Source organism: Haemophilus parainfluenzae (assembly GCF_003252755.1).
GTDB lineage: Bacteria > Pseudomonadota > Gammaproteobacteria > Enterobacterales > Pasteurellaceae > Haemophilus_D > Haemophilus_D parainfluenzae_N.
Map to the genome: position 1 here is coordinate 44,299 of NZ_QEPT01000001.1, position 23,861 is coordinate 68,159.

25 protein-coding genes are annotated in these 23,861 nt (G+C 39.5%); 15 read left to right on the top strand and 10 right to left on the bottom strand.

Annotation, left to right across the window (positions count from 1 at the left end; genetic code table 11):
• Nucleotides 1-19 precede the first annotated feature (19 nt).
• The 3 genes from DPV95_RS00195 to DPV95_RS00205 all read right to left on the bottom strand — a co-directional run bounded on the left by DPV95_RS00195 (nt 20) and on the right by DPV95_RS00205 (nt 2,709).
• Nucleotides 20-376, bottom strand: a complete 357-nt coding sequence (locus tag DPV95_RS00195) for a DsrE/DsrF/TusD sulfur relay family protein (RefSeq protein WP_005696059.1) — start codon at nt 374-376, stop codon at nt 20-22.
• Nucleotides 377-437: 61 nt separating this feature from the next.
• On the bottom strand, nt 438-1,745 hold the full coding sequence (locus tag DPV95_RS00200; RefSeq protein ID WP_111406431.1) for an NCS2 family permease: 1,308 nt from the start codon (nt 1,743-1,745) through the stop codon (nt 438-440).
• A 10-nt stretch (nt 1,746-1,755) separates the two neighbouring features.
• Nucleotides 1,756-2,709, bottom strand: a complete 954-nt coding sequence (locus tag DPV95_RS00205) for an oxidoreductase (protein ID WP_111406432.1) — start codon at nt 2,707-2,709, stop codon at nt 1,756-1,758.
• A 76-nt stretch (nt 2,710-2,785) separates the two neighbouring features.
• On the opposite strand from DPV95_RS00205, the gene ybaK reads away from it, so the two are divergent.
• Nucleotides 2,786-3,265, top strand: coding sequence for a Cys-tRNA(Pro) deacylase (gene ybaK / locus DPV95_RS00210; RefSeq protein ID WP_005696054.1), 480 nt, complete (start codon nt 2,786-2,788; stop codon nt 3,263-3,265).
• 68 nt (nt 3,266-3,333) lie between these two features.
• On the opposite strand, the gene fabA is transcribed toward ybaK, so the two are convergent.
• Together fabA and DPV95_RS00220 are read right to left on the bottom strand one after the other, a co-directional pair.
• Nucleotides 3,334-3,867 carry a bifunctional 3-hydroxydecanoyl-ACP dehydratase/trans-2-decenoyl-ACP isomerase gene (gene fabA, locus DPV95_RS00215; protein ID WP_005698958.1) on the bottom strand — a complete coding sequence of 178 codons (534 nt, stop codon included), beginning with the start codon at nt 3,865-3,867 and terminating at the stop codon, nt 3,334-3,336.
• 168 nt (nt 3,868-4,035) lie between these two features.
• On the bottom strand, nt 4,036-5,838 hold the full coding sequence (locus DPV95_RS00220) for an AAA family ATPase (protein WP_049373463.1): 1,803 nt from the start codon (nt 5,836-5,838) through the stop codon (nt 4,036-4,038).
• A gap of 102 nt (nt 5,839-5,940) precedes the next feature.
• On the opposite strand from DPV95_RS00220, the gene matP reads away from it, so the two are divergent.
• On the top strand, nt 5,941-6,390 hold the full coding sequence (gene matP, locus DPV95_RS00225; protein WP_005696051.1) for a macrodomain Ter protein MatP: 450 nt from the start codon (nt 5,941-5,943) through the stop codon (nt 6,388-6,390).
• A gap of 79 nt (nt 6,391-6,469) precedes the next feature.
• Here matP and cspD read toward each other — a convergent pair whose 3' ends face one another.
• From cspD to DPV95_RS00245, 5 genes are all read right to left on the bottom strand, one after another.
• Nucleotides 6,470-6,679 (bottom strand): cold shock domain-containing protein CspD, encoded by a 210-nt coding sequence (cspD, locus tag DPV95_RS00230; protein WP_005696050.1) that lies wholly within the window; start codon nt 6,677-6,679, stop codon nt 6,470-6,472.
• 146 nt (nt 6,680-6,825) lie between these two features.
• The gene (locus DPV95_RS10485) at nt 6,826-6,990 is read right to left on the bottom strand and encodes a YoaH family protein (protein WP_049363599.1); all 165 of its coding nucleotides are present in this window, start codon (nt 6,988-6,990) and stop codon (nt 6,826-6,828) included.
• A gap of 12 nt (nt 6,991-7,002) precedes the next feature.
• Nucleotides 7,003-7,719 (bottom strand): tRNA pseudouridine(65) synthase TruC, encoded by a 717-nt coding sequence (gene truC, locus DPV95_RS00235; protein WP_243583137.1) that lies wholly within the window; start codon nt 7,717-7,719, stop codon nt 7,003-7,005.
• Nucleotides 7,720-8,040: a YqcC family protein gene (locus tag DPV95_RS10565; protein WP_005696046.1), complete on the bottom strand. Its 321-nt coding sequence runs from the start codon at nt 8,038-8,040 to the stop codon at nt 7,720-7,722.
• A 70-nt stretch (nt 8,041-8,110) separates the two neighbouring features.
• Nucleotides 8,111-8,380 carry an acylphosphatase gene (locus DPV95_RS00245; RefSeq protein ID WP_080351264.1) on the bottom strand — a complete coding sequence of 90 codons (270 nt, stop codon included), beginning with the start codon at nt 8,378-8,380 and terminating at the stop codon, nt 8,111-8,113.
• 121 nt (nt 8,381-8,501) lie between these two features.
• On the opposite strand from DPV95_RS00245, the gene DPV95_RS00250 reads away from it, so the two are divergent.
• The 13 genes from DPV95_RS00250 (at nt 8,502) to DPV95_RS00310 (ending at nt 23,572) form a co-directional block, all read left to right on the top strand.
• On the top strand, nt 8,502-9,158 hold the full coding sequence (locus DPV95_RS00250) for a curli polymerization inhibitor CsgI-related protein (protein ID WP_049373465.1): 657 nt from the start codon (nt 8,502-8,504) through the stop codon (nt 9,156-9,158).
• Between the two features lie 98 nt (nt 9,159-9,256).
• Nucleotides 9,257-11,410, top strand: a complete 2,154-nt coding sequence (gene yccS / locus DPV95_RS00255; RefSeq protein WP_111406433.1) for a YccS family putative transporter — start codon at nt 9,257-9,259, stop codon at nt 11,408-11,410.
• Between the two features lie 101 nt (nt 11,411-11,511).
• The gene (gene rsxA / locus DPV95_RS00260) at nt 11,512-12,090 is read left to right on the top strand and encodes an electron transport complex subunit RsxA (protein ID WP_005696042.1); all 579 of its coding nucleotides are present in this window, start codon (nt 11,512-11,514) and stop codon (nt 12,088-12,090) included.
• A 70-nt stretch (nt 12,091-12,160) separates the two neighbouring features.
• Nucleotides 12,161-12,754 (top strand): electron transport complex subunit RsxB, encoded by a 594-nt coding sequence (rsxB, locus tag DPV95_RS00265; protein WP_049366553.1) that lies wholly within the window; start codon nt 12,161-12,163, stop codon nt 12,752-12,754.
• On the top strand, nt 12,747-14,942 hold the full coding sequence (gene rsxC, locus DPV95_RS00270; RefSeq protein ID WP_049366552.1) for an electron transport complex subunit RsxC: 2,196 nt from the start codon (nt 12,747-12,749) through the stop codon (nt 14,940-14,942). Before rsxB ends, rsxC begins: the two co-directional genes overlap by 8 nt.
• 14 nt (nt 14,943-14,956) lie before the next feature.
• Nucleotides 14,957-16,039, top strand: a complete 1,083-nt coding sequence (gene rsxD / locus DPV95_RS00275) for an electron transport complex subunit RsxD (protein WP_049366551.1) — start codon at nt 14,957-14,959, stop codon at nt 16,037-16,039.
• Complete coding sequence (rsxG, locus tag DPV95_RS00280) at nt 16,039-16,665, top strand: electron transport complex subunit RsxG (RefSeq protein WP_049366550.1); 627 nt, start codon at nt 16,039-16,041, stop codon at nt 16,663-16,665. The genes rsxD and rsxG overlap by 1 nt, the downstream gene beginning before the upstream one ends.
• Before the next feature lie 10 nt (nt 16,666-16,675).
• Complete coding sequence (rsxE, locus tag DPV95_RS00285) at nt 16,676-17,386, top strand: electron transport complex subunit E (protein ID WP_049366549.1); 711 nt, start codon at nt 16,676-16,678, stop codon at nt 17,384-17,386.
• Nucleotides 17,383-18,018 carry an endonuclease III gene (gene nth, locus DPV95_RS00290; RefSeq protein WP_014065338.1) on the top strand — a complete coding sequence of 212 codons (636 nt, stop codon included), beginning with the start codon at nt 17,383-17,385 and terminating at the stop codon, nt 18,016-18,018. The genes rsxE and nth overlap by 4 nt, the downstream gene beginning before the upstream one ends.
• 26 nt (nt 18,019-18,044) lie before the next feature.
• Nucleotides 18,045-19,418 (top strand): sodium-dependent transporter, encoded by a 1,374-nt coding sequence (locus tag DPV95_RS00295; protein ID WP_049371035.1) that lies wholly within the window; start codon nt 18,045-18,047, stop codon nt 19,416-19,418.
• Between the two features lie 243 nt (nt 19,419-19,661).
• On the top strand, nt 19,662-21,308 hold the full coding sequence (locus tag DPV95_RS00300) for a class I SAM-dependent DNA methyltransferase (protein ID WP_049366620.1): 1,647 nt from the start codon (nt 19,662-19,664) through the stop codon (nt 21,306-21,308).
• Entirely contained in the window at nt 21,301-22,674 is a 1,374-nt protein-coding gene (locus tag DPV95_RS00305) for a restriction endonuclease subunit S (RefSeq protein WP_049366547.1), read from the top strand. Before DPV95_RS00300 ends, DPV95_RS00305 begins: the two co-directional genes overlap by 8 nt.
• 1 nt (nt 22,675) lies before the next feature.
• On the top strand, nt 22,676-23,572 hold the full coding sequence (locus DPV95_RS00310) for a hypothetical protein (RefSeq protein ID WP_049366546.1): 897 nt from the start codon (nt 22,676-22,678) through the stop codon (nt 23,570-23,572).
• Nucleotides 23,573-23,861: the final 289 nt, after the last annotated feature.

Sequence of the window (23,861 nt, forward strand, 5' to 3'; positions counted from 1 at the left end):
TAATCTTTATCTTATTATTTTAGAACGTTAAAACTTTATCCGCCCATAATGTCCACTCGGATACATCATCTAAGGTACCAAGGGTCACGCCGTCAATTAATTTAGCGTCTAATAAACCACGTGCTTTTACGCAGCTGGTGCATAATTTAATTTCAGCACCTTGTGCCGCTAAGATGTCGATAAGCTGTTGGATATTGAAACCTTCATTTGGGTTTTGCCCAGCAATACCGCATAAAATCGCATCAGAAAAGCAGAATAATTTAATATTCACATCCTTGCTGTGCTCTTCTTTCATATTAATGGCGAAACGAACAGCATTAAACGTTTTTTCTCCGCTATATGTGGAATCATTGACGATAAAAAGAATATTTTGCATGACGCACTCCTTGTTACAATGCTATAAGAATGAAGGCGTAATAAATTACGCCTTTATGAAATCAGCCAACCCAAACGAACTTGGCTACAAATAATAAAGACACCACCCACACAGGGGCATTGATCTCGCGTATTCTACCTGTACAGGCCTTCATGACGCAATAGCTAATAAAACCAAATGCGATACCTTCAGTAATAGAATAAGTAAATGGCATCATCGCTGCAGTGATAAAAGCAGGTGTTGCTTCAGTTAAATCATCCCAGTGTACACGAATAAGACTGGATGCCATTAAAATCCCTACATAGACTAATGCCCCTGCGGTTGCATAAGCCGGCACGACACTAGCAAGCGGCGAGAAGAAAATAGTAAGTAAGAATAAAATACCAACTGTTACTGCCGTTAAACCTGTTCTACCACCGACTGAAACCCCTGCGCCACTTTCAATATAGGTACTGATAGCTGAGGTTCCGATATAAGAACCAACCACAGCACTCACGCTATCCACATAAAGGGCTTGTTTCATTTTCGGGAAACGACCTTTTTCATCACTGAAACCTGCTTTATCGGTTACGCCTAATAAGGTGCCTGATGAGTCAAATAGGTTTACTAAAAGGAAAGAGAAAATAATGCCGAGCAAAGCCGTATCTAAAGCACCAGCAATATCGACTTTTCCTACAACCGCACCTAAGCTTGGTGGCATAGAAACAATGCCGTGGAAGGTAACTTGGTCATCAATTAAAAGCGCTAAACCAGTGACTACCGCAATAGAAATTAAAACCCCAGAGAAAATATTACGTGCAGCTAAAACTACGATAATAAAGAAACCTAATACGCCAAGCAGAATTTTCGGATCATGTAAATTGCCTAATGCCACTAAGGTTGCAGGATTCGCGACAATCAATCCCATATTTTTAAACCCAATTAAGGCAATAAAAAAGCCGATTCCTGCACCAATTCCTACGCGCAGTGAAAGCGGAATCGAAGCCATTAACCAATAACGGATTTGGAATAAGGTGAGAACAAATAAACCAATCGATCCCCAGAAAATGGTACCCATGCCCACTTCCCATGAATAACCGAGTTTACCGACTACCACATAGGCGAAAAACGCATTTAATCCCATAGCAGGTGCAAGGGCGATAGGTAAATTACTGAATAATCCCATCGCAATGGTACCCAGTGCAGCAATTAAACACGTGGTAACGAAAACAACTTGTTTATCCATTCCCGCATCACCCAATACGGATGGGTTTACAAACACGATATACACCATGGTAAAGAATGTTGTGATACCAGCGATAATTTCGGTTTTGGTGGTACTGCCCTTTTCTTTAATCGAAAAAAGGCGTTCAAGTAAAGATTGTTGCATTGTTTCCCCCTTAATAGCCTTGGTGATAAATCGATTCAAGTAGCTTCACTCCTAACAAGGCAATATTGAAACGTTGTTCATCGGCAACTGTCCAAAATTCGACGCCATTTTCAACCGCACTTTGTTGGCTGATATGCAATTTTACGCTTTCTTCACCATTTTCGTTTTCACCATTAATCACGGGCGTAATAAGGCTATCGTGTAATTCAATTAATTCGCTTTGTTGTGGTTGGAAATCAAATTCATAATCTGAAAGTGCCGTCACTTTTTGTGCCATGCCGTAGAAGACAGGCACTTGAATTTGATGGAAAATGACATTGTCTAACTGCGGGAAGATTTTTTGTAATTGCAGATTTAAATTAGCCGCTTGTTGTGGAAACACATCAAAGGCAAAACGGGTTTCACCTTCTTCCAATGGCATACCATTCAGTAAACGAGCAGTTTGTCCCGCAAGTTTATTCACGGTTTCACCATCCGTATATGAAGCCGGTAAAAGTGACGTCGCAAAAACTTGAGTTAAATTTGTTTGTTGAACGATTGGTAGTAGAGATAATGCTAATTGACTCACTTGCGGATCGGGTAAACTCACAATGTTACGTTGTCTTAATTCAGTCAGACTTTCTTCATTGATTGTAGGGACAACAACAGGAACATCAGACAATGCAGAACAAATCCCTTTTAAATCAATCACCACACAGCCACTTTCTGCGGCTTGAGCTAATAAAGGCGCTTGGTCAATTTGGCCTGCGAAGAAAAGATAATTAACGCTATCCCACTCAATCTCATCAGTGGCTAATTGAGCAACCGCTTTATTGCGAAAACGCACCGCTTGCTCTTCTTCAAAAGGATAAATTTCTACAATAGAAACCTTGCCTACATCTAGCTCACTTTGTTCAAGTGCTTCGGCAATTTTTTCACATAGATCAAATTCTGCTGCAATAGCAATATTTAGGCTTGCGTCCATTTTTCTCTCCGCTGTAAAATGTTCTGAACCGATTCATTCTACAGAAAAAAGACTGATAAATACATAAGGAAATCAGATGACACCGGCAATTGATTTACTGAAGAAAAATAAAATTCCTTTTACTCTCCATACTTATGATCATGACCCTAATAATACCCATTTTGGCGATGAAGCCGCTGAAAAACTTGGGCTTGATCCGCACCAATCCTTTAAAACACTTTTAGTCGCTGAAAATGGTGATCAGAAAAAATTAGCGTGTTTTGTGCTTTCTACGGCAAATATGTTGAGTTTAAAGAAAGCGGCAAAATCAATTGGTGTAAAAAAAGTCGAAATGGCTGATAAAGATGCAGCACAAAAAAGTACGGGGTATTTAGTTGGCGGCATTAGTCCATTAGGTCAAAAGAAACGGGTAAAAACAGTGATAAATTCGACCGCACTTGAGTTTGATACGATTTTTGTCTCAGGTGGGAAACGCGGATTAAGCGTCGAATTAGCGCCTCAAGATTTAGCTAAATTACTGAACGCCGAATTTGTCGATATTATTGACGAAGAATAGAAGAATAGAAAAAGAAAAGCCCGAATGAATCGGGCTATTATTTTTATATGATGTTGTGTTTATTTGAATTAGAAACTTGATGTATCTTGGAATAAGCCAACTTTTAAATCGGTTGCAGTATAGATAACTCGACCATCTACTTCCACTTCACCATCAGCCATTCCCATTACTAATTTGCGATTAATTACGCGTTTCATATTGATGCGGTAAACCACTTTTTTCGCGGTTGGTAAGATTTGTCCAGTAAATTTCACTTCACCTACGCCTAATGCACGGCCTTTACCTTTACCGCCAACCCAGCCAAGGAAGAAACCCACTAATTGCCACATCGCATCTAAACCTAAACAGCCTGGCATAACTGGGTCACCGATAAAGTGGCAACCAAAAAATGGTAAATCTGGATGAATATCTAATTCCGCTTCAATATACCCTTTACCAAACGCACCGCCATCTTCGGTCATTTTCACAATGCGATCCATCATCAACATCGTCGGTGCTGGAAGTTGCGGGCCTTCTTTACCAAATAATTCACCACGACCAGAAGCTAATAAATCTTCATAGGTGTAGCTGCTTTTAATGTTTGGTGTACAGGTGTTTTCCATTTTTTATTTCCTTGTATATATAGTTTTGCTTGGTTACAAACAATAAGTGCAGATTCTATGGGGATTTATAAGAAATGTAAACAGCGAACACTTGTTAGCTAAACTTGTCGGATCAGTCAGTAAAATTCATATAAAAGAAAAGCGAACTCAAGGTTCGCTTTAAAGAAATTAAGATTTAAAGAAATCTAACCAGTTTTTTTTCGGCGTTTCCGAACGGAAAGCAATTCGATTTTGAATTAAACGTGCAATAGGCTCTTTGCCCTTCGCATATTCTTCTTTCTCTTCCAATAAATCGCGGTCAAATAGAATTTTGGCTGTTTGATAAATATCCTCGACTTGATAGATAAAGAACTGCTCATTTTTCACCGCTTCAATCACTTCATCAGATAAGCTTAGTTGTTGAATCGTCGTCGCAGGAATAATCACTCCTTGTTTACCCGTCAAACCGCGACGTTGGCAAATGGTGAAAAAGCCTTCAATTTTATCATTCACTCCACCTACCGCATGCACCAAACCAAATTGGTCAATGGTACCGGTAATGGCAATATTTTGTGGCAATGGCAAATCGGATAACGCGCTGACTAATACGGAGAAAATAGCTAAAGACGCACTGTCACCATCAATTTCACCATAAGATTGCTCAAACACTAAAGACGCAGAAAATGGTAACTGTGATGGCAACTCTAAGATACTTGCCAAGCAAGCTTCAGAAATCATCATACCTTTTCCGTGAAGGTTACCCGCTAATTCGTTTTTACGTTCCACATCCACAACTTCACCATCACCAAACTGCACTAAACAGCTGATACGAGAAGGTTCACCGAAACAAACGGGAGTGCCCGGATATTCAATCACAGACAAGCCATTAATTTGCCCAACAATTTCACCGTTGGTTTCTACATAAATTTGTTCGTTCAGGATATCCGCATAAGTACGTTCACGTAAAAAACCGTGCTGTTCGTTCTTTTGTTTAAAAGCTTGCTCAAAATCAACCGCACTTAAGGTTTGTTTTTGTGACAACGTCGCAGCATTGAGTAGCATTTCTGTTGTTTTTAACGGTGAAATGTTAATTAAAAAGCGCTCTTCACTCTCACGCACCAGTAACTGATAGAGTTTATTTAATGCAGTTAAGTCTAAATCGAGCTCATATTTTGAGGCTAATGCCAACACATAATTAGCCCAATTTTCTTGTGCTTTTGGTTGTGCAACAGAATAATAGCTTTCAATTTCAGCATAATCAGCCAAGCTGTAAAGATCTTCTTCTAACTCACCTAAGGTCGCAATTTCAGTGCGGTTGCCTAAAATCACTACTTTTAAATTAAGTGGATAACTTGGAATATCGCAAGGCAAGGTTTTAAATGGATGAGCTGAATACCAATCAAAAGTTTGCGTTTGTAAAATATGCTTTAAGCGTTGCCATAAATCAAATTGGCTCAGCATTGTTGCTGCGCTTAAAATCAACACACCACCATTGGCTTGATGCACTAAACCTGGTGTAAGCAAAATATCTTGCGAACTAGGATGAACACGCACACTACCAAAAAGGGTAAATTGATCAGCATGCAATGCCTTCAGCACATCACCTTGTGCGGCAAAATTATCTGTGAGAGATTGAGCTGGCTCAGTATAAATACGAGGAAAAGAAAAAGAATCCCCCTGCTCAACTACATAATTCACCCCAAAAACAGACCGCTCTTTTGGTTGTTCTTGACGAATAAGTTCAGTTAATAAATCGGCATATTCTGCTTGGTCATCGGCTTTTAAAACCAACAAAGAACGACGAGGTTGTTTTAAGAATAACGAAATCGCTTTTGTGGCGTGTTTTTGTAATGACCAAAAATCAGCCTTTTCAGCTGAAAGTTCAGTAATCGATAATTCTGGTTGTAAGGCTTGCCAATTTAAGGCTTGTTCCGAAGATGTTGAAGTCACGACATATCTCGCTTTAATTAAATTAGCGGTATTATCGCACACTTCACCCTGAGTGAAAATCCGTTATAAAAATCTACTGGAAAAATTTATTTAAACAGCGTATATTTATGAGGTTACCACGTCACTAAAAAGTATAATAAAACGATGAAATACCAAAAATTAGAAAACCAAGAAGCAAACTGGAAATGGATTTATCTCATTCGCAAACATCGCGAAGGGGAAAAAATTACCCGTTATGAAGAAAAAAGCTTAGAAGAAAGCAAAGTTCAAGAATTAATAGAATGTCAGAATTATCCTGAAAAAATCGAGGAATGGATTAAAAATCACCTTTCTCTTGATTTACCTATTAAGCTTGATCAGGCTATTCGTGCAAGACGTAAACGCTTTTTTAATGCAGAAAAACAATCAACGAAGAAGAAGTCTATTGATTTAGAATATGGTGTTTGGCTTCGTTTGTCTAAATATTCAAGAAAAATGAAAATGACACTTTCTGAAACCATCACTTATATGATTGATGAACGTGAAAGCAAAGCATTATATGAAAGCCAAATGACGGCAATGAAAGCCGGTTTGAAAAACTTGCTCAATAAATAAGATGAAAAAAGCCAAGGCCGAAACCTTGGCTTTTGATTATGCTAAATAGAGAAAATTTTGAAACGTTTTAGCGTTTCGCTTATTCCGCAATCGGAATTATTTTTGTGGCGTGAGATCCTTTGTCGCCGTGAATCACTTCAAATTGCACGCGTTGTCCCGCTTTCAATGAACGGTAACCATCCATTTCAATTGCTGAATAATGTGCAAAGATGTCTGTATCCACGCCTTCTGCAGAAATAAACCCAAATCCTTTTGCGTTGTTAAACCATTTTACTACACCAATTTCCATAGTAGACCTCTATAGGCTTCGCCCTTAATACTTAAAAACAATAAGACTCATGCCTTATCACCTCAATTGGAAATATATTCAAACATTTTATTTTTTTATGCAACAACGAAACTTTAAAAATGATACATTGATCACAAAATTTTTACTTATTTATTATCAGAAGTCTCTTTATCATCTTTTTGATGAATTTCACGTAATGCTTTTGCCACAATTTGAATTGCTTCACCGCTACTAATTCCTTGCGCCATTAATTCCTGAATTTGTTCTACTGCTTTTTGTTGTTGTTCATGGGTTAAATTAATATCTAACATGATTTCTTCTCGTTAAATTGACCAATTAAATAATTCCAACACTTGCTTCCATTGTTCATCTAAACCAGCCTTAATTTCTATTTTGATTAAATGAATAGGATGCTCAAAAATAAGTGTGTCTGCGTGTAAGAATAAACGCTGACAGCCTGAATGTTCCGTCAATGCACGATTTTGATGTAAATCACCATATTGTGTATCCCCTAAAATAGGATGAAAGATATGTTTCATGTGACGTCGTAACTGATGTTTTCTGCCTGTTTGAGGAATGAGCTTCACCAAGGAATATCTAGTGGTTTGATAACGCCCTACCGCATAAGGCATTTCCACAATGTTTAAGCCCTCATAATCTGTTACCGCCTCTTGAGGGGCTTTATCTTCTTGTGCAAACTTATCTGCAATCTTATCTAATTGGATTTTAAGGGGATAATCAATCTGTCCTTTGCCTTGCAAATACCCTCGTACAATCGCCAAATAAGATTTTTGCACCGTTTTCTGTTCAAATTGCTGACACATTAAATTTGCGATTTCACTATTTAAAGCAAACAGCAAAACACCTGAGGTGGGGCGATCTAATCGATGAATAGGAAAAACATGTTGCCCGATTTGATCGCGCAAGGTTTGCATCACAAATTGCGTTTCATGAGTATCAAGCCAGCTGCGATGTACCAACATACCTGCAGGCTTATTAACGGCGACAAGATATTCGTCTTGATATAAGATCTCTAACATTTATTGATTTTGTAATAAGGCTTCTAATTCACGTAACGGCGTTAATAATTCAACTAAAAAATCTTCTTCTGCTTCTTTAAACGCTTCCTCTAAATAAGGCGACACCGCAATTTTTGAGGGTAACTCAGCGCCACTTTCAAGTAAGGCAAACATTCTTGGAATAAAAATCCATTGCAACCATTCTTCTGGTGACATGGTATCAATAGCAAAAGGCTCTTCACTTAAAAAAGCATCTTGTGAAGGTGGAACCGCTTGCCATAAATCAAGTTTTTGCATAGCAAGTTGTAATTGTTGAAGATGAAGTTTTGTTTGATTACGCATGATTTCCCCTATTTATAAACAAGCGGCGTATTCTACGAGCATCAATTCACACTGTAAAGTGCGGTCAGTTTTAGCGATGAATAATCGAAAAGTCAGAATACCGTTTATCTTCAATATAATCGACTAAGACCCGTTCAACAGTTGCAGTTCTTGGCCCGACTTTTAACCAATCATAAAAGTATTGCAGTTGGTCATCATTGCCTTCCGCAATGATTTCGACACTTCCGTCTGTACAATTTCTTACCGTGCCTTTAATACCAATTTTCTCTGCTTCTTTCCACGTAAAATAACGAAACCCGACACCTTGTACTCGCCCATATACGACAAATCGTTTTGCCATAATTTGCTCCTTTGTTACAAAAACTTTTTAAAAATTAACCGCACTTTCCTATTCCCATTTTTTAAAATTTAGCATAGCATTACAACCATCTAATTTCATTCAAAAAATAAAAGGAGTAATTATGAAATTATGTAAGTTTGCTTTAGGTGTTGTTGCCCTTGCAGTCAGTGCGAGCAGCTTAGCCGGCATGGTCACCACCTCATCGAACCTTGAGTTTCTTGCTATCAATGGCCAAAAAGCCAGCAAATCCCTTCTAAAAGAAAAAAAATCATTCAATGCTGAAGCTGACCAAACACAACAGGTTGTGGTACGTTTAGGTGAGATCGTCGGTACCGGTTCTAGCCAAGGACTTTTTGAGTCTAACCCTGTTATTGTGACTTTCAAAGGTACGGCTGATGATGTTGTGGTATCTGCAGAAAAAATTCGTTCTCAAGAAGATGGCGAAAAATTTAATGCACAACCACAAATTACCGTTAAAACTAAATCAGGTAATGTGATTGATGCTAAAGTGGATACCTTAAAACAAGAAGGTTTATTCCCATCAGCGAATATTGTTAACGACCTTGCTGAGTATAATGCATCTAATGCACCAGCAGCGGTTTCAGCTTTAGCGGCACCGGCAGTAGGTATGATGCCTGCAGCATCAGGAAAAGCAGCAAAAGGCAAAGTGGTTGTTCAAGGTGAAAACGTTGCAGAACAACAATTACAATACTGGTTCCAACAAGCAGATAAAGAAACTCAAACTCGTTTCTTAAACTGGGCAAAAAAACAAAAATAATCGTTTTTTTAACCGCACTTTGATAAAGAAGTGAGCCTCCCCGCTCACTTTTTTATCATCCATTTTTTAGTCATAAAATAATAAGCAAGGATATCAACATGAATCAATGGCTTAATGCAAAAGTAATCGCTTCAATACCTATTTTTATTGCAGTGAATATCGCAGCGTTTGGCGTCTGGTTTTTTGATATTTCTACGCAATCTATGCCCTTAATTTTAGGGATTATTGCAGGCGGTTTAGTGGATTTAGATAACCGTCTAACTGGGCGATTAAAAAATATTTTTTACACATTAATTGCCTTTTCTATTTCAACCTTTATCGTTCAACTCAATATTGGTAAACCCATTCAATACGTATTGCTGATGACCATCATCACCTTTTTATTTACGATGGTTGGCGCCGTGGGTGAACGTTATCGAACCATTGCGTTTGGTACGCTGGTGGTAGCCATTTATACCACTCTCACTTATACACCAGATAATTCTGCAAGCTGGTTTATTAATCCGGTGATGATTTTATTAGGTACTTTGCTTTACAGTATTGTGACCATCATCGTCTATCTCTTTTTCCCAAACCGTCCAGTACAAGAAAGCGTGGCAAAAGCGTTTTGTGCCTTAGGCAATTATCTAGATGCAAAATCAGAATTTTTTGATCCTGATGAGATTGATGAAATCGAGAAAAAACACCTTAATTTTGCGATGAAAAACACCAATGTGGTGGATGCCTTCAATCAAGCGAGAACAGCTCTTTTCTATCGTATTCGTGGGCAACATCGCCATGCTCGCACACAACGCATGATCCGCTATTATTTTGCTGCGCAAGACATTCATGAGCGTGCAAATTCGACACATTTTGATTATCGACAAATTGCAGAACAACTCAAAAATACAGATTTAATTTTCCGTATTCAGCGCTTGCTCGAATTACAAGCGCAAGCCTGTCACGATATTACGGCTTGCCTGCGTCAAAATACGCCTTATCACTATAATATTCGCGTAGAAAAAGCATTAATGGGGACAATTCAATCCCTTGAGCTTTATAGTAAAGAACATACCAATCAAAACAATGTGTTGCTTGCCCTTCAAACACTTATTGATAACCTGCAAAGCATTAACTGGCAGCTACGTCAGCTTGAGCAAGAAACCAGTGAAAATGATCAAACGGCACAAATCCATACTGAGCAAATTACAGGCCTAAAAAATATTCTTTCAGTTATTGGAAGTAATTTTACCTTCGAATCACCACTTTTCCGTCATGCTATACGTTTGTCTATCGTGGTATTTTTATGTTGCTCCATTGTTGAATTTTTCCAATTTAATTTAGGGTACTGGATTTTGCTTACAGCAGTATTTGTGTGTCAACCAAACTATTCGGCAACAAAAGTGCGGTTACGTCAGCGTATTGTCGGTACGATTTTAGGGGTGGTTATTGGCTCTTTATTGCCTTACCTCAACCCTACATTAGAGATGAAACTTGGCTTAATGGTGGTGACCAGTACGCTCTTTTTCTTCTTCCGAAGTAATAATTACAGTTTCTCCACGTTCTTTATTACGCTGCAAGTGTTGATCAGCTTTGATGTGATGGGATTTGATACTCAGGCGGCGCTCTTTCCTCGCCTCATCGATACCGTATTAGGTTCAGCCATTGCATGGTTTGCGGTTTCTTATTTATGGCCGGATTGGAAATATCTGCAACTCGATAAAGTGAGCCGCCAAGCGATTCAAAGTGATGCACAATATTTATTGCACATCATCAGCCAACTACAATTTGGTAAAAGCGATGATTTGAAATACCGTATTGCACGCCGTAATGCTCATCAATATGCGGCAGCACTGAGCACAACGGTTTCCAATATGAATAATGAACCGAAGAAATATCAAGCCTATTTGCAGGAAGTTTTTGACTTGTTAGAAATGAATTATTCTCTGTTGAGTTATATTTCTGCTTTAGGGGCATATCGCTATAAAATGACGCAGTTACAGCAAACTACAGAATTTTTAGCAGACTTTTATCCTGTGGCGAAAAAGGTTTTATATACGCTGGAAAATATTGAAAAGCTTCGTCCTGAAATCTTTGCCAAACTACAAGGTAATATCGAGCAAAGCCTAAAAGAAATTCAGTTGGATGAAAATCAAACTAAAGCAGATATGGCTTTTGCGTTACCATATCAGCAACTTAACTTGATTTCTCAATTGCTGCCTCAGCTGTATCGCTATTTCCAACATAGTCAGAAAGAATCCATTACCAAATAAAAAACAAAGGAAAAACTGACCGCACTAACCCAAATTTTTTATTGTTCTCAGTGCGATAAATAGAGATAATACGCCACTTATGTAAAATAAATTTAGACGCAATGACACATTACATTCTACTCATTATCAGCACCGCATTAATCAATAACTTTGTTTTGGTCAAATTCTTAGGACTTTGTCCATTTATGGGCGTGTCCAAAAAGATTGAAACGGCAATTGGTATGGGGCTTGCTACGACATTCGTATTAACTGTAGCATCACTGTGTTCTTATTTAGTCGATAATTATATTTTAATGCCGCTAAACGCCACATTCTTGCGCACGTTAGTCTTCATTTTAGTGATTGCCGTTGTGGTTCAATTTACCGAAATGGTGATCAATAAAACAAGCCCATCTCTCTATCGTTTATTAGGGATTTTCTTACCCCTGATTACCACAAACTGTGCAGTACTCGGTGTGGCATTATTAAACGTGAATTTGGCACACAATTTAACAGAATCTGTCATTTATGGTTTTGGTGCGTCTTTAGGTTTCGGGTTAGTTTTAGTTTTATTTGCGGCCTTACGTGAACGTTTAGTTGCTGCAGATGTACCCATTACGTTTCGTGGCTCGTCTATTGCGTTAATTACGGCCGGTTTGATGTCTCTTGCCTTTATGGGCTTCGCCGGGTTAGTAAAATGATTTATCTCTTAATGTTTATTACTGTGACAGTGATTTTTCTCGGCTTATTTTGGAATAACACTAAAAAATAATGTTTATCTTAATTTCAGTAACCGTTCTCGCTTTAATTTTTGGTGCGATTTTAGGTGTTGCTTCGATTAAATTAAAAGTCAAAGCTGATCCTATCGTCGAAAAAATTGATGCCATCTTACCGCAAAGCCAATGTGGGCAATGCGGCTATCCTGGTTGCAAGCCTTATGCCGAAGCGATTGCCAATGGTGACGTTATCACAAAATGTGTGCCTGGTGGTCGCCCAACGGTAGTAAAAATTGCCGAAATCATGGGCGTTGATGTGCCCGCAATGGATGATGTGGCTGAACCAGAAGAAATGGTTGCCTTTATTGATGAAAATATGTGTATCGGCTGTACCAAATGTATTCAAGCCTGCCCTGTTGATGCCATTATCGGTACAAACAAAGCCATGCATACTATTATCCCTGATCTCTGTACTGGCTGTGAACTTTGTGTGGCACCTTGTCCGACAGATTGTATTTCCATGATTAAAGTGAAAAAAGATATTGATAATTGGGACTGGAAGTTTGATCCTAAATTAGTCATTCCGGTTGTAAATACCACAGAAATCGAGAAAAAATTAGTGGTTGGGGAGTCGGAATCACATGGCTGATGTATTAACGAGATTTAAATCCGGCAAGATTTGGGATTTTAAAGGCGGTATTCATCCACCTGAAATGAAATCTCAATCAAACCAATCCCCAATTCAGCAATCAGAACTTGCTCATGACTTTTATGTACCCATTAAACAGCATGCTGGTTCTGCGGGTAATGTATTAGTTAAAGAAGGTGATTATGTCCTTAAAGGCCAACCTCTAACACAAGGTGATGGCTTAAGAACCTTGCCTGTTCATGCTCCGACTTCTGGTACGGTAAAATTTATCGGAAAACATGTTGCACCTCATCCTTCTGGTTTAACCGAGGACATGATTCATATTCAAGCGGATGGTTTGGATAAATGGCGTGAGCAATTTCCACTTGAGGAATTTTTCACACAACCTATCAAACAACTCATTGATCGTATTTATCAAGCAGGGGTTGCTGGCTTAGGTGGTGCGGTATTCCCAACTGCCGCCAAAATCCAATCGGCTGAAAAAAAAGTTAAACTCTTAATTATTAACGGCGCGGAATGCGAACCTTATATTACCTGTGATGACCGCTTAATGCGTGATTACACGGATGAAATGATCGAAGGGATTCGCATCTTACGTTATATCTTACGCCCTGAAAAAGTGGTGATTGCAGTTGAAGACAATAAACCTGAAGCGATTCAGGCAATTCAACAATCACTACATGGTGCAAATGACATTGAATTGCGCATTATTCCGACTAAATATCCATCTGGTGCAGCCAAACAGCTGATTTATTTACTTACTGGCATGGAAGTGCCAAGTGGCGGACGTTCTTACGATATTGGCGTATTAATGCATAATGTCGGCACGGCTTTTGCGATAAAAAGAGCGGTCATTAATGATGAGCCTTTAATTGAGCGTGTCGTTACGCTTACGGGTGATAAAATTTCCGAGAAAGGCAACTACTGGGTTCGCTTAGGTACACCTGTTGATCACTTATTGGCACAAGTTGGCTATCAATATGACGAACGCTTCCCTGTTTTTGCAGGCGGACCAATGATGGGATTGCAACTTTCAGATCTCAATGCTCCCGTCACCAAATTAATTAACTGTCTATTGGCACCTGATCATTTTGAATATGGTGAACCCGAACCTGAGCAATCTTGCATCCGCTGCTCTGCTTGTTCTGACGCTTGCCCTGTTAATTTAATGCCACAGCAACTTTATTGGTATGCTCGCAGTGAAGATCATCAAAAATCTGAAGAATACAGCTTAAAAGATTGTATTGAATGTGGCGTGTGTGCTTATGTTTGCCCAAGCCATATTCCGCTTATCCAATATTTCCGTCAGGAAAAAGCCAAAATTTGGGAAATTAAAGAAAAAGCGAAAAAAGCAGAGGAAGCTAAAATCCGTTTTGAAGCCAAACAAGCTCGTATGGAACGCGAAGAGCAAGAACGTAAAGCACGTTCACAACGCGCAGCAGAAGCCCGTCGAGAAGAACTTGCAAAACAAAAAGGTGAAGACCCAGTTAAAGCGGCATTAGAACGCCTGAAAGCAAAACAAGCGGGTTCAGCCGCAAATAAAGAAACAAAAACTATCGTATCTGAGAAAGGCGAAATCTTACCGGATAACCATGAGCTCATGGAGCAGCGTAAAGCCCGTCGCCTAGCTAAACAACAAGCACAAGCAGATACTGGCGATGTGACGGATGCAACAACGTCACAAACTGACGAAAAAGATGCGAAAAAAGCGGCTGTTACAGCTGCTCTAGCAAGAGCGAAGGCCAAGAAAGCTGCTGCTCAAGGTGAAACAGTTACAACAAATGAAACTGAAAGTGCGGTCAAAAAAACGGATGAAAATCCAACCGTACTTGACCCGAAAAAAGCCGCAGTAGCTGCAGCCATTGCGAGAGCGAAAGCCAAGAAAGCTGCAGCTCAAGGTGAAACTGTTACGACAAATGTAGCTGAAAGTACGGTAGAAAAAATAGATGAAAATCCAACCGCACTTGATCCGAAAAAAGCCGCAGTAGCCGCAGCCATAGCAAGAGCTAAAGCCAAGAAAGCTGCCGCTCAAAGTGAAGCAGTTACAACAAATGAAACTGAAAGTGCGATCGAAAAAACGGATGAAACCCCAACCGCACTTGATCCGAAAAAAGCCGCTATCGCAGCAGCCATAGCAAGAGCTAAAGCAAAAAAAGCGGCTGCTGAAGCGGCTAAAGAAACAGAATAACGCAGGAAAAGATTATGTTTAAGAAAATGGAGAGTTCGCCTCATACCCATTCAGGCAAATTAACCGCCCGTATTATGTTATGGGTGATTGCAGCCATGCTGCCTGCTCTGCTCACGCAGATTTATTATTTTGGAATGGGTGTTTTGGTGCAATCCGCTTTGGCTATTTCTTTCGCATTAGTGCTTGAGTTTATTGTGACCAAATTGCGCAATAAGCCAAACCTGGTCTATATTTCAGATTTTAGTGTGGTGCTTACTGCCTTAATTTTAGCGATGGCGATTCCGCCTTATGCACCTTATTGGGTGATTTTAATTGGTACGCTTTCTGCTGTTATTCTAGGCAAACACGTTTATGGTGGTTTAGGACAAAATCCTTTTAATCCAGCTATGGTGGGTTATGTGGTGCTATTGATTTCTTTCCCTCTACAAATGACAAGTTGGATGCCACCGATTTCATTATTAAATGAACCCCCAACATTTGCGGATTCGCTTTCTTTAATTTTCACAGGCTTAACCACTGACGGTTTTAGCTTAAGCCAACTCGTCCATTCCATTGATGGAATTACACAAGCGACGCCATTAGACAGTGCAAAGATCTTCTATAACTTACATCAAGGCGATGAAAGCGTATTCCATGATTTTGTAAAATTACCGATTTTATTACAAAACGGGACTGACTTTGCTGAAGGTTGGTGGCAGGTCAATCTTGCCTTTATGCTTGGTGGGATTGTATTAATTTTAAAGAAAAAAATTCACTGGCAAATTCCCGTTTCAATGCTCGTGACCTTTGTGACCTTAGCAACAATCACTGCGATGTCAGGCTATCATCATTTAAGTATGATAAGCCAACTCTTTAGCGGCGCCATGATGTTCGGCGCATTCTTTATTGCGACTGATCCTGTCACAGCTTCTATTACACCTCGTGGTAAGCTTGTATTTGGTACTTTGGTTGGACTATTGGTTTACCTCATTCGTTACTTTGGAAACTACCCTGACGGCGTGGCATTTGCGATTTTGTTAAGTAATATTTGTGTGCCACTTATCGACTACTACACCCGTCCTCGCGTAGCTGGGCACTTTGCAAAAGGGAGAAAATAATGGGTATTTTTAAAGTCACCTCCCGCTTTGGTTTGTTATTAGGCTTTATTGCGCTTGTATGTACCGCCGTTTCTGCAGGCATTTATATGCTAACAAAAGATAAAATTGATGAAGCCATGGCTGAACAACAAAAAGCGTTATTGCTCCAAGTCATCCCTCAGGATTATTTTAATAATAACTTGCTTGAAAGCGTAGAAACGCCTGAGCAAGATAAACTCAAAGGCATTCAAAAACTCTATTTTGCTATTAAAGATCATGAGCCAACAGCCTATGCTTATGAAACAACAGCGCCAGATGGTTATTCAGGGAATATCCGTTTATTAGTAGGGATTACACCAAAAGGTGAAGTTTTAGGTGTGCGTGTCATCGAACATCATGAAACCCCAGGATTGGGCGATAAAATCGAACTTCGCATATCTAATTGGATTTTAAGTTTTACGAACCAAGTTATCGTACCAGAAAGCCTAAAAGATTGGGCAGTCAAAAAAGATGGCGGTAAATTTGATCAATTCTCTGGCGCAACCATTACGCCACGCGCGATTGTGAATCAAGTAAAACGCTCTGCTCTCGTGATGCTTGAAAATGAAGCATTACTCAACGAGATGGCAAAAAAATACGCGCAATAGGATATTTATTATGACTGATTTAACCGAAAAAACGACCGCACTTGATGAGCAAAGTGCGGTTGAAAATTCAGAAGAAATAACGCAAACGCCTTCTGTCTGGAAAGAAATCTTTATTCAGGGCGTATGGAAAAACAACTCAACTCTCGTGCAATTATTAGGACTCTGTCCGCTCTTAGCTGTTTCGAGTACGGCGACAAATGCCTTAGGTTTAGGGCTTGCAACCATGTTGGTTTTAACCTGCACCAATACAGTTGTTTCGCTTTTTCGTAAGCAAATTCCTCATGATATTCGCATTCCAATTTATGTGATGATTATTGCCACTACCGTAACCGTGGTGCAATTATTGATGAATGCTTATACCTATACACTCTATCAAGCACTTGGGATTTTTATTCCTTTAATCGTGACCAACTGTATCGTCATCGGTCGAGCTGAGGCCTTTGCCTCTAAAAATAGCGTTGCACATGCTGCCTGGGATGGTTTTTCAATGGGATTAGGCATGGCATTAAGTATTACTGTATTAGGTGCGTTACGTGAAATCTTAGGTCAAGGTACCCTTTTTGAGGGCATTGAAAACTTATTTGGCCAAGGTGCGAAATTCCTTACATTACATATTTACCAAACGGATAGTAGCTTTTTACTCTTTATTCTTCCGCCAGGTGCTTTTATTGGATTAGGCATCCTATTGGCGATTAAAAACCGAATTGATATGAAAAAATGAACCAAGCTAAACGAATTGAAATTCTCACTCGACTTCGGGAGCAAAACCCGCATCCCACCACGGAATTAGAGTATAATTCGCCTTTCGAATTACTCATCGCCGTGATCTTATCGGCCCAAGCCACCGATAAAGGTGTCAATAAAGCGACGGCAAAATTATTCCCTGTGGCAAATACACCACAAGCCATTTTAGATCTTGGCTTAGAGGGTTTAAAAGAATACATTAAAACCATCGGGCTTTATAATAGCAAAGCAGAAAATATCATTAAAACCTGTCGTGATTTAGTTGAAAAACACAACGGCGAAGTACCTGAAAGCCGTGAAGCCTTAGAAGCCCTTGCGGGTGTTGGCAGAAAAACAGCGAATGTGGTATTAAATACTGCTTTCGGTCACCCGACTATTGCAGTGGATACCCATATTTTTCGCGTATGCAACCGCACGAATTTTGCCCCAGGCAAAGATGTGGTAAAAGTAGAAGAAAAACTGCTCAAAGTTGTGCCTAAAGAATTTAAAGTCGATGTGCATCACTGGCTTATTTTGCACGGGCGTTATACATGTATTGCCCGTAAACCTCGTTGCGGAGCTTGCTTAATTGAAGATCTCTGCGAATATAAAGAAAAAACAGATTATTAAACGAATACAATTAAACGGAATATATTATGACAACAAACAATCAATCTCGCCAAACGTGGTCTAGCCGACTAACTTATGTGCTCACCGTTGCGGGAGCGACAGTCGGCTTTGGGGCAACATGGCGCTTTCCTTATTTAGTGGGTGAAAATGGCGGTGGTGCCTACGTACTTCTCTTTTGTATTGCGATGATTGTGATTGGTATCCCAATGATTTTAGTGGAAAACGTCATCGGTCGCCGTTTACGTGTGAATTCCATTGATGCCTTTGGCGATAAAATCCAAGATAAAGGTAAAAACATCTCCAAATATTGGAAAATTATCGGTTATATGGGGCTTCTTGGCGCATTTGGTATCATGGCCTATTATATGGTGCTTGGTGGTTGGGTGATGTCTTATATCATTAGTCTGATAAATAACACCCTTGATATTAGCGCCCCAATTACAAAAGAAGTGGCCAAAGATTTCTACGATTTACACATCAGCAACAGTCCATGGGAAATCATGCTTTACACCTTCCTGTTCGTGGCGGTGAATTACATTATTTTAGCGAAAGGTATCATCGGCGGGATTGAACGTTCCGTTAAATACTTAATGCCATTACTCTTTATCTTCCTAATTGGTATGGTAATTCGTAACCTCACCTTACCTGGCGCAATGGAAGGGGTGACTTTCTACTTAAAACCTGATTTCAGCAAAATCACACCTAAATTATTCATCTTCGTATTAGGGCAAGTGTTCTTCGCATTAAGCCTTGGTTTTGGTGTGTTGATTACCCTATCCAGTTATTTAAACAAAGAAGAGAACCTTATTCACACAGCCGTTATTACAGGCTTCACTAACACCATTATTGCTGTGTTATGTGGGTTTATGATCTTCCCATCATTATTCACATTCGGCATTGAACCTAACGCCGGGCCAACCTTGGTTTTCCAAAGTTTACCAATTGTATTCTCACATTTATGGGCGGGTAAATTCTTTGCTATCGTGTTCTTCGGCTTATTGCTTATTGCGGCATTAACCACATCAATTACGATTTATGAAGTCATCATCACCGCATTACAAGAAAAACTCAGAATGCGCCGTGGTAAAGCGATTTTTGTTACCTTAATGGGGATTTTCTTATTAGGTAACGTGCCATCTATTCTAGGTGATAACCTTTGGAAAGATTTCACCATTTTCGGTAAAAGCATTTTTGATGCCTTCGATTTCGTCAGCGGAAATATTCTCTTTATGCTGACCGCACTTGGCTGTGCCATTTTCGTTGGTTTCGTGTTACAAGACGATGCAAAAAAAGAGCTATCACCAACACCCAATTCGCTCTTCACCACAATTTGGTTTAACTATGTCAAATTTGTGGTTCCTGTAATTATTTTGGTGATTTTTATTAGTAATTTGATATAGCCTAATTAAAAAAGCAGCGCTAAAGCGTTGCTTTTTTTATCCATAAAAACAAATCATCTCACTGCTAAATGATTGTTTGTAGAGAAGAAAAATTTTCGATAAAATACTAACTATTGATTGAATTATTACTTTACTAAGGATAAATTTTATGCAGACGACACGACACGACACGACACGACACGACACGACACGACACGACACGACACGACACGACACGACACGACACGACACGACACGACCAAGATTGTCGATGAAAATCACGTATTACAACAAGCATTTTTAAATGAATTAGATGAAAAACTTTGGGCATCTGCCGATAAACTGCGCCAGCAGCTTGATGCCGCCAATTACAAACACATCGTTCTTGGTCTGATCTTCTTAAAATACATTTCCGATAGTTTCACCCACCAACAAGCCAAAATTCAGGCTGAACTAACCGATCCTGAAAACGCGCTCTATCTTGACCGCACTTTTTACAACACCGAAGAAGAATACCAAGAAACCTTAACCGCCGAACTGGAAAACCGCGACTACTACACCGCCGACAATGTATTCTGGGTGCCGCAGCAAGCCCGTTGGGACGAGATTAAAGCCGTTTCCATCTTAAACATCGGCGCACAGCTGCCTTGGGGTGGAAAATTTTCTGGCGTAGCAAAACTCATTGACGATGCCTTCGATGCCATTGAAAAAGACAACGGAAAACTCAAAGGCGTACTCCAACGCATCAGCGGCTATGCCGTAAACGAAGATACTCTGCGCGGGCTGATTATCCTCTTCTCCGATACCAACTTTACCCGTCCGACTTACAACGGCGAACCCGTACATTTAGGCGCAAAAGACATTCTCGGTCACGTTTACGAATACTTCCTTGGTCGCTTTGCCCAAGCCGAAGGCAAACGTGGCGGACAATATTTCACGCCAAAATCCATAGTTTCCCTAATTGTCGAAATGCTCGAGCCATACTCCGGCCGCGTCTATGACCCGGCCATGGGCAGTGGCGGCTTTTTCGTGCAAACCGAACGCTTTATTACCGTCCATCAAGGCAACATCAACAACGTTTCCATCTATGGGCAAGAATTCAACCCAACCACCTGGAAACTCGCCGCCATGAACATGGCCATCCGCGGCATTGATTACGACTTCGGCAAACACAACGCCGACAGCTTCACGCAGCCGCAACACATCGATAAAAAGATGGATTTTATTATGGCAAACCCACCATTCAATATCAGCGATTGGTGGAGCGAATCCCTTGCCGATGACCCACGTTGGGCATACGGCACGCCGCCCAAAGGCAACGCCAACTTTGCTTGGCTGCAACACATGATTTACCACCTCTCGCCCAACGGCAAAATGGCATTGTTGCTGGCCAACGGCTCCATGAGCAGCCAAACCAACAACGAAGGCGAAATCCGCAAAGCCATCATCAATGCCGACTTGGTCGAATGTATGGTCGCCCTGCCCGGCCAGCTCTTCACCAATACCCAAATCCCCGCCTGTATTTGGTTTTTAAATCGCAACAAAAAGCGCAAAGGCGAAGTATTGTTTATCGATGCCCGCCAAATCGGCTATATGAAAGACCGCGTATTGCGCGATTTCACCGCTGACGACATCGCCAAAATTGCCGATACCCTCCACACTTGGCAACAATCAGACGGCTATGAAGACCAAGCCGCTTTCTGCAAATCCGCGACTTTAGAAGACATTGCGGACAACGACTTCGTCCTCACACCGGGCCGCTACGTCGGCACCGCAGAACAAGAAGACGACGGCATACCATTTGCAGAAAAAATGCAAAATCTGACCGCTCTTTTAACGGAGCAATTTGCGAAAAGTGCAGAATTGGAAGCGGAGATTAAAAAGAATTTAGGGGGATTGGGGTATGAGTGATTGGACGACAAGCAAATTATCCGATGTCATTGAAATTATTGGTGGTGGAACACCAAAAAGAAGTGAGAATAAATATTGGAATGGTGATATTCCTTGGTTATCTGTTGCAGATTTTAATAACGATTTTAGATATGTTAATGACTCTATTGAGCATATTACAGAATTAGGATTACAGAAAAGTAGTACTAAGTTATTAGATAAAGATCATTTAATTATTTCTGCAAGAGGAACTGTCGGTTGTTTGGCTCAATTATCTGTTCCCATGGCATTTAATCAATCTTGTTATGGATTAAACGGCAAAGAAGGGATTCTTGACAATGGTTTCTTATATTATTTTTTAAAAAATAATATATCAGAATTAAAACAAAAAACTCATGGTGCAGTTTTTGACACAATTACAAGAGATACTTTTGAACATATTCAAATTTCGTATCCTGATTTAGGTACTCAAAAAGAAATTGCGAAAAATTTGGGAAATTTTGATGATAAAATCCAACTCAACACCCAAATCAACCAAACCTTGGAACAAATCGCCCAAGCCCTGTTTAAAAGCTGGTTTATCGATTTCGATCCCGTGCGCGCCAAAGTCCAAGCCCTTTCAGACGGCCTTAGCCTTGAACAAGCGGAACTGGCAGCCATGCAGGCAATCAGCGGAAAAACAGCCGAAGAACTGACCGCACTTTCACAAGCACAGTCTGAACGCTACGCCGAATTAGCCGAAACCGCCAAAGTGTTCCCGTGTGAGATAGTGGAGGTTGATGGGATTGAAGTGCCGAGGGGGTGGGAGATTAAACCACTACCTGAAATCATTGACTTCCTTGAAGGACCAGGCATTCGTAATTGGCAATATACAGATGAAGAAGATGGTATCAAGTTTATCAATATCCGCTGCATCCAGAATGGGGACTTGACATTAACAACCGCAAATAAAATCACGAAGGAAGAAGCTTTTGGAAAATATAAACACTTCCAACTTGAAGAAGACGATATTGTTGTTTCAACATCTGGAACATTAGGACGATTTGCTTTTGTTAGGAAGGAACATCTGCCTTTATCACTCAATACAAGTGTTATCCGTTTCCGTCCTATTAAAAATAAAAGCACATTAGGCTTCATTGCTGGTTTTGTTGAGAATCAATTACAACATGAATTGGAAATCCGAGCTTCAGGTTCTGCCCAGCGTAACTTTGGACCTACACATTTGAAACAAATATCTCTATTAGTGCCTGATTTCAAATTACTTGAATTACATCAGAAATATGCTTCTTCTTTATTTGAAAAAAGAAAACAGCTTCTTTCTGAAATTGATGTATTGAAAGATACTAGAGATTTGTTATTACCTAAATTATTAAATGGAGAAATTTAAGATGCCAAAAATGAAAGAGGTAAAAGAAAACTTATTAAATAATGCTAAATCATCAATTCAACTTGGCATCGAGGACTTTGATCTAGCAGAAAATGATAAAAATAGAAAAATCTCATCTATTCGTAATTCTGTCGCAGGATTATTACTACTTTATAAATATAAATTACTACTAGAAAGTCAATTTGAAGAAGATAAGTTCAAGTACATTAGAAAGAAAAATTATAATGGAAATATACAAGAACTTCCTAGACAAACTGCAACTGTAAAAGAGATAAAAGATAACTTCAATTCTCTTGATTTGAATTTACCTAACATTTCCTTTTTAGATGAAATAATTGATACTAGAAATCAAATTGAACACTTTTATCAAGTTAATGAGGTAGATATATTACAATTATTAGTCAAAATTTATTATTTAATAGAAAGCTTTTATGATAAATATTTGGTAGAGCTGCATGGGCGATTTGAAGAATTTATCACTATTCCTGTATATCAGAAAATCCTTAATAACAAGCAAATTTATACTGATAAATTAGAACATTGTAGAAACAGTTTCGATAATATTATTTTTCCTAGTGATGAAGTAAAAGAGGTACTTCTAGACAATCAAAAGTGTCCTAGTTGTAAAAGTAATTTAATTGAATGCAAAGGTCAAGATGATGAACATATCGAGCTTATCTGCAAATACTGTCTCAATGATAACTTAGATGTATATGATGTGTTGGAATTAACTCATAGAGATATTCTAGATGGTGGTGATTATAGATATTCGTGTCCTGAATGTTACGACATGAATGTTATTAATGGCGTATGTTTTTCTTGTGGATATGAACTAGAAGCGGATCGAGATTATGAGCGAGAAGCTTATATCGAATACCTTATGTCTAAAAATGACTAATCATTTATAACGATAATTTCACTTCAGCCAAATCTCCCCTATCCCCTCTTTGCTAAAGAGGGGGACTATTTGGGAGGTTTGTTGACTGCAAGCGGTCGGATTAGCAGAAAAATTACTCATGAAAAACACCTAAACTAAAATTACGCTCAATACCATTCCCCTCTTTCGTAAAGAGGGGTTAGGGGAGATTTGGAAGGTTTATTATCTGCAAGCGGTCGGATTAACAGAGAAATTACTCATAAAAAACACCTAAACTAAAACTACGCTCGAGACCATTCCCCTCTTTCGT

Coding starts and splice junctions, on each gene's coding strand:
- DPV95_RS10485 (WP_049363599.1), bottom strand. CDS start 6,990: ATGTTAGATATTAATTTAACCCATGAACAACAACAAAAAGCAGTAGAA.
- rsxC (WP_049366552.1), top strand. CDS start 12,747: ATGGCTGATGTATTAACGAGATTTAAATCCGGCAAGATTTGGGATTTT.
- DPV95_RS00250 (WP_049373465.1), top strand. CDS start 8,502: ATGAAATTATGTAAGTTTGCTTTAGGTGTTGTTGCCCTTGCAGTCAGT.
- cspD (WP_005696050.1), bottom strand. CDS start 6,679: ATGGAAATTGGTGTAGTAAAATGGTTTAACAACGCAAAAGGATTTGGG.
- DPV95_RS10565 (WP_005696046.1), bottom strand. CDS start 8,040: ATGCGTAATCAAACAAAACTTCATCTTCAACAATTACAACTTGCTATG.
- rsxA (WP_005696042.1), top strand. CDS start 11,512: ATGACACATTACATTCTACTCATTATCAGCACCGCATTAATCAATAAC.
- DPV95_RS00295 (WP_049371035.1), top strand. CDS start 18,045: ATGACAACAAACAATCAATCTCGCCAAACGTGGTCTAGCCGACTAACT.
- DPV95_RS00310 (WP_049366546.1), top strand. CDS start 22,676: ATGCCAAAAATGAAAGAGGTAAAAGAAAACTTATTAAATAATGCTAAA.
- rsxE (WP_049366549.1), top strand. CDS start 16,676: ATGACTGATTTAACCGAAAAAACGACCGCACTTGATGAGCAAAGTGCG.
- nth (WP_014065338.1), top strand. CDS start 17,383: ATGAACCAAGCTAAACGAATTGAAATTCTCACTCGACTTCGGGAGCAA.
- yccS (WP_111406433.1), top strand. CDS start 9,257: ATGAATCAATGGCTTAATGCAAAAGTAATCGCTTCAATACCTATTTTT.
- DPV95_RS00245 (WP_080351264.1), bottom strand. CDS start 8,380: ATGGCAAAACGATTTGTCGTATATGGGCGAGTACAAGGTGTCGGGTTT.
- DPV95_RS00205 (WP_111406432.1), bottom strand. CDS start 2,709: ATGGACGCAAGCCTAAATATTGCTATTGCAGCAGAATTTGATCTATGT.
- DPV95_RS00195 (WP_005696059.1), bottom strand. CDS start 376: ATGCAAAATATTCTTTTTATCGTCAATGATTCCACATATAGCGGAGAA.
- DPV95_RS00200 (WP_111406431.1), bottom strand. CDS start 1,745: ATGCAACAATCTTTACTTGAACGCCTTTTTTCGATTAAAGAAAAGGGC.
- matP (WP_005696051.1), top strand. CDS start 5,941: ATGAAATACCAAAAATTAGAAAACCAAGAAGCAAACTGGAAATGGATT.
- DPV95_RS00305 (WP_049366547.1), top strand. CDS start 21,301: ATGAGTGATTGGACGACAAGCAAATTATCCGATGTCATTGAAATTATT.
- ybaK (WP_005696054.1), top strand. CDS start 2,786: ATGACACCGGCAATTGATTTACTGAAGAAAAATAAAATTCCTTTTACT.
- rsxG (WP_049366550.1), top strand. CDS start 16,039: ATGGGTATTTTTAAAGTCACCTCCCGCTTTGGTTTGTTATTAGGCTTT.
- truC (WP_243583137.1), bottom strand. CDS start 7,719: ATGTTAGAGATCTTATATCAAGACGAATATCTTGTCGCCGTTAATAAG.
- fabA (WP_005698958.1), bottom strand. CDS start 3,867: ATGGAAAACACCTGTACACCAAACATTAAAAGCAGCTACACCTATGAA.
- rsxD (WP_049366551.1), top strand. CDS start 14,957: ATGTTTAAGAAAATGGAGAGTTCGCCTCATACCCATTCAGGCAAATTA.
- rsxB (WP_049366553.1), top strand. CDS start 12,161: ATGTTTATCTTAATTTCAGTAACCGTTCTCGCTTTAATTTTTGGTGCG.